Source organism: Planococcus daihaiensis, assembly GCF_049262615.1.
Classification (GTDB): domain Bacteria; phylum Bacillota; class Bacilli; order Bacillales_A; family Planococcaceae; genus Planococcus.
The window spans coordinates 2,710,489-2,723,610 of the sequence record NZ_CP175504.1 but is presented as its reverse complement, the minus strand read 5'-3'; the positions used below and the strand labels follow the sequence as shown (position 1 = coordinate 2,723,610).

The window sequence follows — 13,122 nt, the reverse complement described above, 5'->3', positions numbered from 1 at the left end:
TTGACTTTAATATCCTATAATTATAGCATATTCGGAGCTCATTTACCTGCTGTTTTTGTCTGGTGGCGCTCTTTCAGAACTGCCATTACCTGATCCAAATCGACGCCTTGCTCCTGCAATAACACCATGACGTGATAGAAGAGATCGGCGGTTTCCATCGACAGTTCCTGTGTATCGCGGTTCTTCGCGGCGATAATCACTTCAGCCGCTTCTTCGCCGATTTTCTTGCAGATTTTATCGACCCCTTCTTCAAAGAGGTACGTGGTATATGCACCTACCGGCATTTCGCTGTGGCGACTCTGGATCAATCCTTTCAATTCTTCCAGCATATCCCCTGCCGACTCGCTCCGTTCACCGTAAATCGTTTCGCCGAAGCAGGATTGTGCCCCTGTATGGCACGCCGGTCCGTTTGGAATCACTTCGTAGATGACCGAGTCGCCATCACAATCGACTTGTACTGAAACAACTTTCTGTGTATTGCCGCTGGTCGCGCCTTTGTTCCATAATTCCTGGCGGCTTCTTGAAAAGAGCCAGGTTTCTCCGTTTTCCATCGTTTTCTGAAGCGCTTCTTCGTTGGCATATGCCAGCGTTAGTACCTGTTTTGTTTCGCTGTCCTGTATTATGACAGGTACGAGCCCATCCTGATCAAATTTCAATTCTGTCACCTTACATTCACTCCTTCGATTCGCAAATAATCCTTCACTTCTGCAATACTCGTTTCTTTATAATGAAAAATCGATGCAGCAAGTGCAGCGTCTGCATCCACCTGTTCGAATACTTCCTGGAAATCTTCCTTGCTGCCCGCGCCGCCGCTTGCGATGACGGGAACTTCCACCGCATCCCTTACCGCTTTTGTCAGCGCCAGGTCAAAACCGTCTTTCGAACCGTCTTTGTCCATGCTTGTCAGCAGCAATTCACCAGCGCCAAGTTCAACGCTGCGCTTTGCCCATTCCACTGCGTCCCACTCGGTTTTATTGCGTCCGCCGTGAGTATAGACATCCCAGCTCTCACCGTTCCATTTGGCGTCGATCGCCACCACGATGCACTGCGAGCCGAAGAAATCGGCTCCTTCTTTGATCAGTTCCGGGCGGTCAAGCGCCGCTGTATTAAGCGAAACTTTATCCGCACCGGCGCGCAGCATCCGTTTCATATCTTCAAGCGTGCGAATTCCTCCGCCTACAGTGAAGGGAATCGACAATTCGCTGGCAACTATTTTGACCACTTCGACCATCGTCTCTTTTCCTTCGTGCGATGCGGAAATATCCAGAAACACCAGTTCATCGGCTCTTTGCTTATCATAAAAACGCGCCAATTCCACCGGATCACCTGCGTCTTTTAACTCTACAAAGCTGACCCCTTTGACGACACGCCCTTCTTTCACATCCAAACAAGGAATAATTCGTTTCGTCAGCATGACAAAGCCTCCTCTAATGTGAAGCGTTCTTCGTACAGCGCTTTGCCAATGATCACGCCGGCAATCGCACTGGTGTCAGCCGCCGCTTTGACGTTCTGTACATCTTTCAATGAACCGATGCCGCCGGAGACGATCACTTCCGCAGTGCCGTCTTCCACCAATTGTTGATTGGCTCTAATATTCGGACCTGCTAAAGTGCCATCCGTGGCAATATCAGTGTAGATGAAATGGCGCGCCCCTTTTGATACAAAAAAACGTGCGACTTCGGCGGCCGGCTGCACAGAAGTTTCCGTCCAGCCTTCCGTTGCTGCCATTCCGTCTTTCGCGTCAATGCCGATGACGATGCGGTCCGCCCCGAATTCTTCGATGAATCCTACCACCATTTCCGGCTCACGGATTGCGAGACTGCCGATGATGACGCGCGACACGCCATTGTCCAGATAATGCGCAATGTCTTCCCGCGTGCGGATGCCGCCGCCTACTTGAACCTTCATGCCCAGTTTGGCTGCCTCGATAACAACTTTGTCATTTATGCGCCGGCCATCTTTTGCTCCGTCCAAATCGACCATATGAAGCCATTCCGCTCCGGCTTCCGCGAACTTTTTCGCCATGTCCACAGGGGAATCCCCGTAAATCGTTTCCTGGTTATAATCTCCCTGGAACAGCCGGACACATTTGCCGTTTCTCAAGTCAATTGCCGGATATAGTTGAAATTTGCTCACCTGAGTTCCTCCTGACGTTCGCGATCCATTGTTCCAATAAATAATGGCCAAAATCGCCTGATTTTTCCGGGTGGAATTGCATGCCTGTGACCAGTCCTTTGCCGACTACGCCCGGTACTTCGATATTGCTGTATTCCGCTTCCGCAAATACTTCTTCCGGATCCGCATCCGTCACATAAAATGAATGCACAAAATAAACATGAGTGTCGCTTTGGAGATCCTCCAGCCAATATGGCATTTTTGAAAACTCAAGCCTGTTCCAGCCCATATGCGGAATACGGTAAGTGCCCTTTTCAAAGCGGCGGACTTTGCCCTTCAACAAACCAAGGCCTTCGGTCATTCTAATTTCCGAACTGTCTTCATATAATAATTGCATCCCCAGGCAAATGCCCATTAACGGAATACCTTTTTCCGGCAGAGACCGGATAAATCCCGATAGCTCTTTGGCATCGAGCAGCGCCATCGCATCCGGAAAAGCTCCAACACCCGGCAACAGAATTGCTTCTGCTTCCAACAACGTTTCGGGGTCATCTGACAAGATCACTGTGCAATCCAATTTTTTCAATGCCTGTTCGACACTGAACAAATTGCCCATGCCGTAATCGATAATGCCGACAATCATGTCAACAGCCCCTTCGTAGATGGCACACCTTTGACCCGCGGGTCGATCATTGTCGCTTCATCCAGTGCGCGTGCCAATGCTTTGAAAACGGCTTCGATGATGTGATGCGTATTTTTTCCATAATGAATGATGACATGCACATTCATACGGGATTCAAGCGCAAATTTCCATAAAAATTCATAGACCAATTCGGTGTCGAAATTTCCGACTTTGTCGTTCGGGATTTCTCCCCGGAATTCCAGGTGCGGACGATTTGAGCAGTCGATGACCACTTGCGCAAGCGCGTCATCCATCGGCACAAAAGCATTGCCGTAGCGGCGGATCCCTTTTTTGTCGCCGAGTGCTTCACGGACCGCCTGCCCGAGCACGATGCCCACATCTTCAGTTGTGTGGTGGTCATCGATATGCGTATCGCCTTCTGCTTTGATGTTCGCATCAAACATCCCGTGTTTGATAAATAAATCGAGCATATGATCCATAAAGGGCACGCCTGTATCAATCACCGCAGTTCCTTCACCATCAAGTGAGAATGATACATCGATCCACGTTTCATTTGTATTGCGTTGCAATTCCGCTTTTCTCATTTTCGACTCTCCTTTTCCCATTGCCTTGATTCCACTGCGCGCGCGTGCGCTTCCAGGCCTTCCAGCCTTGCCAACCGGGCAATCTTTTCTTTATTGTCCTGCCAGGCCTGCTCACTGTAGTGGATGATACTCGTTCGTTTCAAAAAGTCATAGACCGATAGCGCACTCGAAAACCGTGCCGTGCTGTTGGTCGGCAGAACGTGGTTGCTGCCGGCAAAATAATCGCCGATCGGTTCAGACGAATACCGTCCGATGAAGATGGCACCCGCGTGTTTGATCTTTTCGGCAACTGCCACAGCATCCTTCGTCATAATTTCGAGATGCTCCGGAGCCAATTGATTGGCTGCTTCGATCAGTTCTTCCATCGTTTCCCCAAGATAAATTGCCCCAAACCCGTCAATGGCAGCCCGGGCAATCGCTTGCCTCGGCAAATCTTCTAATTGCTTGTCCACTTCAAGAGACACGGCTTTCGCCAAGTTCTCATCGTCCGTCAATAACACCGAACTCGCCAGCGGGTCATGTTCGGCCTGTGACAGCAGATCCGCTGCAATTTCGTCCGGATATGCGCTGTCGTCTGCGATGATGGCGATTTCACTCGGCCCCGCGATCATATCGATCGCGACGTCTCCATTGACTTCGCTTTTCGCAAGCGCCACGAAGATATTGCCCGGACCGGTAATTTTATCGACTGGCGCAATCGCTTCCGTGCCATAGGCCAGTGCCGCAATTGCTTGAGCTCCGCCGGATTTGTAAATTTCATCGATGCCCAGGATATGCGCTGCGGCGAGGACACCGTCAGACAGGGTTCCGTCTGCAGCAGGCGGCGAAATCAGCACAATGCGCGGAACGCCCGCTGCCTGGGCTGGAATGACGTTCATCAAAACCGATGACGGATATGCCGCGGTTCCCCCGGGCACATACAAACCGGCGGAGTCGATGGCCGTCACACGCTGTCCGACATAAGAGCCGTTGTCATGGGTGACTTTATAGCTTTCCTGCTTTTGGTTGTCGTGATATTTCCGTATATTATCGGCTGCCTCTGTCAAGTCGCTCAATAATTGCGGATCGAAACGTTTTACTGCTGCGTCCATTTCTTCGCGGCTGACCCGCAAATCAGTCAGCTCTGCGCCATCCCATTTTTTTGAGAACCGGAACAGCGCTGCATCCCCTTCTTCCCGGACCGTCCGGATGATCTCTTTCACTGCCAGTAATTGCTGTTCAGTAGCATTCCCGCCTGTTCTCCTAATTGAGATGCCGGAAGTCAATCGGGTGATTCTCATGTTTTCGCCTACTTTCTAAGCCGCTCCACGATTTCGTCAATCCGCTGCTGCTTTAATCGATAGCTGACGGGATTGGCAATAAGCCGTGAAGTGATATCTGTAATTTTATCGTATTCGACCAATCCATTTTCCTTCAAGGTTTTTCCTGTGGACACAATGTCCACGATGCGCTCGGCCAGACCGATCATCGGGGCAAGCTCAATCGAACCGTTAAGTTCGATAATTTCCACCTGCTCCCCGCGGCTACGGAAAAACTGGGAAGCAATTTCCGGATATTTTGTTGCAATCCGCGGCGTCACCATGTCCATTTCGGTATCGGGCAATCCGGCAGTCGCGATATAGCAGCGGCTGATATTCAGATCCAATAATTCATGGATATCCCGATCCTGCTCCAGCATGACGTCTTTTCCGGCAATGCCAATATCCGCTACTCCGTGTTCCACATAAACAGGCACATCCATCGGTTTTGACAGGATGAACCGGAAACCTTCGTTTGGCGCTTCCACGATCAATTTCCGGGAATCATCCAATTCCGCCGGCAAATCAAAGCCTGCCTGCACCAGCAATTCATACGCTTCTTCAAAAATGCGGCCCTTGGGCATCGCAATCGTTAATTTATCCATTTTCTTCACCGTCCAGTCGAATCACCTTGCTGAATAGCGAGCTGAATTCAGTTTGCGCTTTTACCGCCGGAGCAAATTGAAGTGTCACCGTCACACCGGTCTCCCTCAACTTCTTCGCCGCTTCGTGCGCTTTTTCCTCGTTTTCTTCATTAAATAGAATCAGCGTTTGCTCTGATTGATCTTCTTCAGCCGGCATCGCTTCCAGCAGACGGTCAACACGGAGTCCAAAGCCCGTCGCTCCGACATGCAATCCGAATTGTTTCATCAAACCGTCGTAGCGCCCACCGTTGCCAAGCGGAAATCCGCTGCCTTCGCCGTAAACCTCAAAAACCATGCCGGTGTAATACGTCATATGGCTGGTGAATGAAAGATCGTAAGTGACGAATTCTTCCAGGCCATTGCGGTCAAGAATTGATTTTAGCTTGACCATATCCTCGAATAATGACAGCTGAACTGCATCGCTGTTATCGACCAGCGCTTTCCAGTCTTCCAGTCGGGTTGCTTTCATGATTTTTTGGAGCGACTCTTTATAATTCGGTGAGATTTCAAGACTTTCTACCATGTTTTCATAAGCGACTTTGTTTTTCGCCACCATCTCAGCGCGTAATTTTTCAACCACGGCTTCTTCAAGTCCATACCCCCGCAGCACCTCTTGCAGCAGCTGGGTATGGCCAATGACAATACGGCCGGACTCCACACGCAGTTTGCGCAGAATTTCTACAGCGAGAAGAATGACTTCCACATCTGCGTAGAGGGATTCATCGCCGATCAATTCGACGCCCATCTGTTCAAACTCTGCGGGACGTCCACCTTCTCTCAATTGGGCGCGGAACACATTTGAATAATAGCCCAGCCTGACCGGCATTTTTTCTTTAAGCAATTTCGAAGCGGCAACCCGCGCTATCGGCGAAGTCATATCCGGTCGCAGGACAAGCGTTTGTCCCTGGTTATCCAATAGTTTAAAAAGCTGATTATCGGAAATTGCCGATATCTTGCCGATCGTTTCGTAAAACTCCAAACTTGGTGTCTGCAGCATTTCATATCCGAATTGCTCCATTATCTGTATACCCGCTGCGCTGAGCTTTGATTTTCTTTTAACAATAGAAGGAAAATCATCGCGCATGCCAAGCGGCTTTTCGAACATTTGAATTAACATGGATTCACTTCCTATTTTTGGATATTTTACTTTAGTTCGCTAATGCAATAAAGTAATTATTATTTTAGCGCATTTCCCTGCAGAAGGTCAAGAAAATAAGAAAAAAATCCCGTGAGCTATTGCTCGCGGGATTCCTCTTGGCGCGCGGCCATTTGTTCGGCTGTGTAAATCAGCTGCATCGGATTGCCACCGACAAATGCGCCAGCCGGCACGTCCTTATGGACAAGCGTTGCAGCAGAAACAATTGCATCGTCGCCAATCGTAACCCCGGGCAAAATCGTGCAGTTCGCACCGATCATGACGCCATTGCCGATAATTACCTCGCCGAGCCTGTATTCTTTGATCAGGTATTCGTGTGCCAAAATGGTGGTATTATAGCCGATCACCGAATTCTCCCCAACAATAATCCGTTCGGGAAACATGACATCCGGCATCACCATCAATGCAAATGAAGAATGCTTGCCGATTTTCATGCCCAGGAAATTTGTGTACAGCCAATTTTTCATTGGCAGGAACGGTGTATAACGTGCCGTTTGAATAACGATGAAATTTTTAGCAACTTTCCAGAAAGGGACGGTCTTGTAGATATGCCAAAGTGAATTCGGACCAGTCACAAAATGGCGCTCTGTCCTTCTCATGCCGTTTCCTCTTTCACCAATTCGAGAAGATCGCTTATGTGCTGGAGCATGTAATCGGGATGAAGCGACGCCATGAATTTTTCGCCCTTGGCCGACCAGGCAACGCCGGCTGTCCGGACGCCGGCATTTTTACCGCCTTCGATATCGTGTGAATTATCCCCGATCATCAATGATTCCGCAGCACTCGACGATAATTCTTTCAGCGCTTTGAGAATTGGTTCCGGGTCAGGTTTCGGATTTTCGACATCGTCCAGGCTGATGACTGTATCAAATAATTCGGATACGCCCATAAGCCGAAGTCCGTGAAGAATCGTGCTCCTTTTCTTTGTGGAAACGATCGCCAGCTTCAACCCTCTCATCTTCAGCAGATGGAGAGTTTCTTCGACGCCATCATAAACCGATACCATCTCATCATGAAGCGCAAGATTTAGCTCGCGGTATTCTTTGATCAGCTCTTCCGTCCTCATCGGTGCGATTGTTTCGAACGTCTGCTTTAATGAGGGACCGATAAACTGCATGATGTCTTCTCTGCCGTAACTATTGGGAAAATGATTATCCAGCACGGTTGAAAATGTATGGATGATCAATTCATTCGTATTCAATAAGGTACCATCAAAATCGAATAATAATGTCGTGATTCTCTTCGTCATGTGGAAACCACTTCCTTCCGGTTTTCTTCGGATTTACGCCATAGATAGGAGATGAAAATCGTCAACACAAGCGCGGTAACGACTCGGATTGCCAACAGCGGCCAGATCGGGATGCCAAGCGGAATGAAAATCAACGTATCTTCCACTATCGCATGGCAGGCCACCAGGAAAATAAAGACCAGTGTTGCATCCCTTTTGCTGACGCCGTCTTCCTGCACGGCCTGGATCATCACGCCCGCTCCCATTGCCAATCCGAAAATCAGGCCGGATGCCAATGTCACCGAAGCATTTTTCTGAACGCCAAGCAATCGGGTCAGCGGCCCCATGCCATTGGATATTTTCTGTAAGTATTTTGTGTCTTTTAAAATCTGGATGGCCAGCATCAACGGAATGACAATAAGCGCCAGTTGCAGAACGCCGAAGCCTGCCTTTTCCACTCCCAGCAGGAAAATAGCGAGCCACCCTTCCGGTGCGGCTGCCACTTCCGGCGTAAAGCCGTATTGCGCGATTTCATTGCCGCCCGGCCAGGCGAGATTGATGACGATGCCGGAAAGTGCCGCAAGTCCGAAACGAACAACCAGCACCACCCACAACTTCACGCCAACTTTCAACGCGACACCCGTTTCAATGAACATATTATGTGAAAATGACAGCATGACTGCCAGGATGAACACTTCTTTAACCGTCAATTCGAGCGACAGAATACCGGCGATGCCGGCATATAAATTCAACGCATTTCCCAAAACGAGTGGAATCGCTGCGTCGCCGCTTAAACCGAATATCCCCATGATTGGCGCCACCAAATCGATGATGAAAGGCAGAACTGGTGTGTATTGCAGCATTGTCACCAATAACGTGATGGGGAAAATGATTTTACCTAAAGACCAAGTTGTGTGCAGGCCTGCCTTCAGACCATTCTTCAATGTTGACATTCGTTTATCTCTTCTTTCTGTCTGGTAAATTAGCTGGAGGTTTTATTTCTTTTTCGTTTTCTTTTTTGGCTTCTTTTTTTGTTCTGGCGGTTTGTCTTGATATCTCGGTGGATTCTTAAGCGTTGCCCGGCGATAGATGATCAGCGCAACACCGATAATGATTAAGAGAATCGATACCAATTGGGCAGTCCGCAGGTCCCCTACTACATACAGGCTGTCCGTCCGCATTCCTTCGATGAAATAACGGCCGACCGAATACCAGATCATATAGAAGAAAAACATTTCACCGCGTACCAGATTGACCTTGCGCAGCAAGAGCAAAATGATGATTCCGACAAGGCTCCACATGGACTCATACAGGAACGTCGGATGGTAATAAGCACCATCTATGTACATATGATTGATGATCCAATCAGGTATGAAAAGACTTTCGAGAAATGCTCTCGATACTTCTCCGCCATGCGCTTCCTGATTGATGAAATTGCCCCAACGGCCAATTGCCTGGCCGATCAGGATGCTCGGCGCGAGAATATCCGCCACTTTCAAAAATGGCGTATTGCGTTTTTTCGTGAATATATAAGCAACAATCACCGACATGATGAGTGCCCCGTGAATGGCAAGACCACCGTTCCAAATCGCAATGATTTCGCCGGGATTGTTCTGATACTTGTCCCATTCAAATATGACGTAATAAATTCTGGCGCCGACAATTGCCAACGGCACAGCCCATATCAGCAGGTCCGTCAGAAATTCCGGGTGAAGCCCGCGCTTCACCATTTCGCGCTGGCCAACTAAAAATGCGATTACAATACCCGTTGCAATAATCACTCCGTACCAATGAACACTGATTGGTCCCAAACTGAAAGCAACCGGATCGATCGTCCCTAAAACTGAAAACATTTGTGCACCTTCCTATTCCTTTAATTTGTATCCATTGAAATTACATCGTCCAACCGTTTTGAGAACTCTTCGGCTGCATTGACACCCATCCGCTTCAAGCGGTAATTCATCGCAGCAACTTCAATTATAACCGATAAGTTCCGTCCCGGACGGACAGGAATAGTCAGTTTCGTCAAGTCCGTGTCGATGATGCGCATTTTTTCTTCTTCCAGCCCCAGGCGGTCATACGTTTTTTCAGCATCCCAAATTTCGAGATCAATGACCAATGAAATCCGCTTGAAAGTCCGAACAGCACTGGCACCGAATAAGGTCATGATGTCGATGATGCCGACACCGCGAATTTCCAATAGATGCTCGATCAATTTTGGCGGATGGCCGACCAGTGTGTTTTCACCTTCCTGACGGATTTCCACACAATCATCGGCAACCAGGCGATGGCCTTTTTTGACAAGTTCCAATGCCGTCTCACTTTTACCGACACCGCTTTTGCCCGTTATCAAAACGCCGACGCCATAAATATCAACCAATACACCGTGAACTGCAGTGGTTGGCGCCAATTGGCTTTCCAGATAATTCGTCAATAAACTCGAAAAACGCGTGGTGGACATGCGAGTACTCAAAACCGGAACATGCCGTTTGGCAGACGCATTAATTAGTTCTTGAGGTACTTTCTCATCATGTGAGACGATAATTGCCGGTGTATCATCTGTGCATAACTTCATCATTCGGTCTTTTCTCTCCGCAGCATCCAGCATCGCAAAGAACGACAGCTCGGTTTTCCCCAGCAATTGCACCCGGTTTGCCGGATAATGGGTAAAATATCCCGCCATTTCAAGTCCTGGCCTTGAAATATCACTGATTGGTATATGACGGCCGATGCCTTCTTCGCCACTGATCAATTCCAGTTCGAAGGTATCCATTACTTGTTTTGTTGTTACCTGGCCCATCTTTTCCCCTCATTTCTCTTTTGCGGGAACCACGGGATATTTTGGTATCCGTTTGTTTTCACGCATTAATGTTATTATTTTAACATGGAAAATTTCAAATTAAAGCAAACGCGCCCCGTTTTCCTGTTCTTTCATTTATAATTGGCGCAATTCTGTTACACTGAAGAAAACAGATTATTAAGAATTCCGAGGGTTCAACCGCCGAATAGATCAATACAATGAAAAGAGGGATTCTCATGTACGAGCAGAAAACGAAGGAAACGGATGCCGATGTGATCGAATTCATTGAGAGCGTCGACAATCCTAAAAAGCGGGAAGATGCATACCGCTTACTGGAAATTTTCGAAACAACTTCCGGCTACAAAGCGAAGATGTGGGGAACCAGCATTATCGGTTTCGGTTCCTACCATTATATCTACCCGACAGGCCATGAAGGAGACGCAGCGCTGGTCGGATTTTCGCCACGCAAAGCAAAAATCACCCTTTACTTTGCTACCGGGGACCAGGAGCGCCAGTCATTGCTGAATGATTTCGGCAAGCACACTACCGGCAAGGCCTGCGTCTATATCAATAAGGTGGATGATATTGATGTGGACGTACTGAAGCAATTGATCACCCGTTCGATCAGCTTTCTGCAGGAACTTTATCCCGATAAAGCATAATAACCAGCGGGCAAATCTGCCCGCTGGTTTTTTCTTCGAAATATTCTTTACTCCTCCCTTCTTTCTCTTTTATTGGTATGGTACAATTTTACATATAAAATATTGCTTTAAACAATGGACTTGAAGTTGGGGGAATTCGATGGAAATAAATCCTTTTTTATCAGTCTGGACACAGCCGAAAGAAACGGTCCGGCAATTTATCAAGAACGGTAAACTGGGCTATTCAATGGTCCTCGTCAGCATTGCAGGAATCGGCGGAGTCATCACAGGGCTTCAGGATTCCGGTTGGTTCCAGGATCAGTCACTGGCGTTCTGGATTGTCGGCATATTGATTGCCGGGATCATCAGTGGGTTTCTGAACTTGGGCATAAATTCACTTCTTTATACGTTGATTGGGAAATTATATGGCGGCCACGGCAAGCTGCGTGACATGGCAATCGCCATCGGACCTACGATGGTTCCCCAGATTTTCATTTTGCCGCTATTAATTATCTACGTATTGATATACGGTGAGCGTTTCTTTGCTGCACCCGCGGATTTCAGTTTCACTTCCATTCCGCTTGGTGCATATTTGCTTTTATCCTTGTTGATAGCTATTGCTTCTATCTGGTCGATAGTTATTACGTCCAAAGCCATCGCCGTGGTTCATGAATTCTCAAGCCTGCGCGGTTTTGGTGTTTTTATGACGATCGTCGGAATTTTCGTTATCATCGCGTTGCTGGTCGTAATCGGTATTTTCATCTTTCTGTTCTAACACCAATCATTTCACAAAAAAAAGCGGGCGCAAATTATGCGCCCGCTTTTCTTATTGTTTTAATCGATTGTTAAGTAGCGGACCAGAACAGATCCTGTTTTGGTTTCACCATATACGAGCATTGGCGCTGCAGTTGCGGCTCCGTCTTCTTTCGAGAAGCGGACCGTTTTCTGCATGAATTGCCCCTGTTCATGGACATGGTCCACGTCGGCCAATAATACGTCCATTTTTCCAAGATTGGACGATACCTGCCCTTTTAATGGCAAGTGGGAAGGAATGTATAATTCCACATTCCCCGCTAAAGTTTTCGCTTCCACTTTCCGCGCTTCTTTGCAACGGGAAGTAACGACCACATTGCCGTTAAGCGATTTCGTCTCGATTGTCTGAATATCGCCATCCACATAAATGCGGCCGTTCAATGTTTCCGTTTCGAGCACTTTACCTTTAACGTCCTGCACCTGGATAGCACCGTTCGCTGTTTCAAGTTCCGCATCGTCGAATTCACTGTTCTTCAATTCGATTTTGCCGTTCGCCGTCTTCACTTTCAATAGGGACGCATCAATGCGCTTCATGGAAAAGCCACCATTGAATAAACGTACAGTGACCTGGTCAAATTGCTTTTCAGGCACATACAGAATCACATTCACCTGCGTCGTTTTCAATTCAGAGATGATGCGAAGTTTGTTGTCGTCCGCGATAAAGATGAATTTGTCCTGGAAATCACGCTTCGCCTGATCTTCATTTTCTGCACGGTATGCTTTCACACTGCATTCAGCCCGCAGCGTATTATCCTGTGAAGGATAAATTTCAAGTTGGCCATTTGCAATATCGGCGATTACCGTAGAAATGTCAGTTCCCTCTTCGGTATACGTCTCATTAAAGAGATAAGCTTCACCAAATGGCGAATCAAATTCCATTGTTTTTAATTTGCCGACTGAAGTCTGCATAAATTGCATCATCCGGTCGCCAAAATCATTGATATCGTTTGAAACGTTTTTCGAGAAGTCTCTTGAAACGTTTTTCGATATTTTCTTGACTACATCTTCGGGTCTGAATAATCCGCGTTTCCCGCGTTTATCCCGTCGGCCGTAATCTTCACGGCCGTATGAGGAATCTCTTGATGATCCGCCTCCACCATCGATCGCTTTCAGTAATTCCACTGCTTCTCGTGCCGTAATCGTGCCTTTTTCCACCATATCCAATATGCGTTCTTTTTCACTTTGCATGTAATGCGGCCT

At 47.9% G+C, this 13,122-nt stretch carries 16 protein-coding genes; 2 read left to right on the top strand and 14 right to left on the bottom strand.

What is annotated here, in order from left to right; translation table 11 throughout:
• Positions 1-38: 38 nt before the first annotated feature.
• The 13 genes from hisIE to hprK form a co-directional block, all read right to left on the bottom strand.
• Positions 39-665, bottom strand: coding sequence for a bifunctional phosphoribosyl-AMP cyclohydrolase/phosphoribosyl-ATP diphosphatase HisIE (gene hisIE / locus DHX103_RS13445; RefSeq protein ID WP_422122759.1), 627 nt, complete (start codon positions 663-665; stop codon positions 39-41).
• Positions 662-1,414 carry an imidazole glycerol phosphate synthase subunit HisF gene (gene hisF / locus DHX103_RS13440; RefSeq protein WP_422122758.1) on the bottom strand — a complete coding sequence of 251 codons (753 nt, stop codon included), beginning with the start codon at positions 1,412-1,414 and terminating at the stop codon, positions 662-664. Before hisF ends, hisIE begins: the two co-directional genes overlap by 4 nt.
• Positions 1,408-2,136 carry a 1-(5-phosphoribosyl)-5-[(5-phosphoribosylamino)methylideneamino]imidazole-4-carboxamide isomerase gene (gene hisA / locus DHX103_RS13435; protein WP_422122757.1) on the bottom strand — a complete coding sequence of 243 codons (729 nt, stop codon included), beginning with the start codon at positions 2,134-2,136 and terminating at the stop codon, positions 1,408-1,410. The genes hisF and hisA overlap by 7 nt, the downstream gene beginning before the upstream one ends.
• Positions 2,105-2,758 (bottom strand): imidazole glycerol phosphate synthase subunit HisH, encoded by a 654-nt coding sequence (gene hisH, locus DHX103_RS13430; protein WP_422122756.1) that lies wholly within the window; start codon positions 2,756-2,758, stop codon positions 2,105-2,107. Before hisH ends, hisA begins: the two co-directional genes overlap by 32 nt.
• On the bottom strand, positions 2,755-3,342 hold the full coding sequence (gene hisB / locus DHX103_RS13425) for an imidazoleglycerol-phosphate dehydratase HisB (RefSeq protein ID WP_422122755.1): 588 nt from the start codon (positions 3,340-3,342) through the stop codon (positions 2,755-2,757). Before hisB ends, hisH begins: the two co-directional genes overlap by 4 nt.
• Positions 3,339-4,622: a histidinol dehydrogenase gene (gene hisD / locus DHX103_RS13420; protein ID WP_422122754.1), complete on the bottom strand. Its 1,284-nt coding sequence runs from the start codon at positions 4,620-4,622 to the stop codon at positions 3,339-3,341. Before hisD ends, hisB begins: the two co-directional genes overlap by 4 nt.
• A gap of 8 nt (positions 4,623-4,630) precedes the next feature.
• The gene (gene hisG, locus DHX103_RS13415; protein WP_422122753.1) at positions 4,631-5,245 is read right to left on the bottom strand and encodes an ATP phosphoribosyltransferase; all 615 of its coding nucleotides are present in this window, start codon (positions 5,243-5,245) and stop codon (positions 4,631-4,633) included.
• Positions 5,238-6,401, bottom strand: a complete 1,164-nt coding sequence (gene hisZ / locus DHX103_RS13410) for an ATP phosphoribosyltransferase regulatory subunit (protein WP_422122752.1) — start codon at positions 6,399-6,401, stop codon at positions 5,238-5,240. The genes hisG and hisZ overlap by 8 nt, the downstream gene beginning before the upstream one ends.
• Positions 6,402-6,517: 116 nt before the next feature.
• Positions 6,518-7,039: an acyltransferase gene (locus DHX103_RS13405; RefSeq protein WP_422122751.1), complete on the bottom strand. Its 522-nt coding sequence runs from the start codon at positions 7,037-7,039 to the stop codon at positions 6,518-6,520.
• Entirely contained in the window at positions 7,036-7,689 is a 654-nt protein-coding gene (gene ppaX, locus DHX103_RS13400; protein ID WP_422122750.1) for a pyrophosphatase PpaX, read from the bottom strand. Before ppaX ends, DHX103_RS13405 begins: the two co-directional genes overlap by 4 nt.
• Positions 7,686-8,621, bottom strand: coding sequence for a nucleoside recognition domain-containing protein (locus tag DHX103_RS13395; protein WP_422122749.1), 936 nt, complete (start codon positions 8,619-8,621; stop codon positions 7,686-7,688). The genes ppaX and DHX103_RS13395 overlap by 4 nt, the downstream gene beginning before the upstream one ends.
• 42 nt (positions 8,622-8,663) lie before the next feature.
• On the bottom strand, positions 8,664-9,521 hold the full coding sequence (gene lgt / locus DHX103_RS13390; protein WP_422122748.1) for a prolipoprotein diacylglyceryl transferase: 858 nt from the start codon (positions 9,519-9,521) through the stop codon (positions 8,664-8,666).
• 20 nt (positions 9,522-9,541) lie between these two features.
• A complete protein-coding gene (gene hprK / locus DHX103_RS13385; protein WP_422122747.1) occupies positions 9,542-10,468 on the bottom strand; it encodes an HPr(Ser) kinase/phosphatase in 927 nt (308 codons plus the stop codon).
• Between the two features lie 236 nt (positions 10,469-10,704).
• On the opposite strand from hprK, the gene DHX103_RS13380 reads away from it, so the two are divergent.
• On the top strand, positions 10,705-11,130 hold the full coding sequence (locus tag DHX103_RS13380) for a DUF1801 domain-containing protein (RefSeq protein WP_422122746.1): 426 nt from the start codon (positions 10,705-10,707) through the stop codon (positions 11,128-11,130).
• A gap of 139 nt (positions 11,131-11,269) precedes the next feature.
• Positions 11,270-11,884, top strand: coding sequence for a YIP1 family protein (locus DHX103_RS13375; RefSeq protein ID WP_422122745.1), 615 nt, complete (start codon positions 11,270-11,272; stop codon positions 11,882-11,884).
• A gap of 59 nt (positions 11,885-11,943) precedes the next feature.
• Here the strand turns inward: DHX103_RS13375 and DHX103_RS13370 are convergent, their stop codons facing one another.
• On the bottom strand, positions 11,944-13,110 hold the full coding sequence (locus tag DHX103_RS13370) for a DUF4097 family beta strand repeat-containing protein (RefSeq protein WP_422122744.1): 1,167 nt from the start codon (positions 13,108-13,110) through the stop codon (positions 11,944-11,946).
• Between the last annotated feature and the right edge of the window lie 12 nt (positions 13,111-13,122).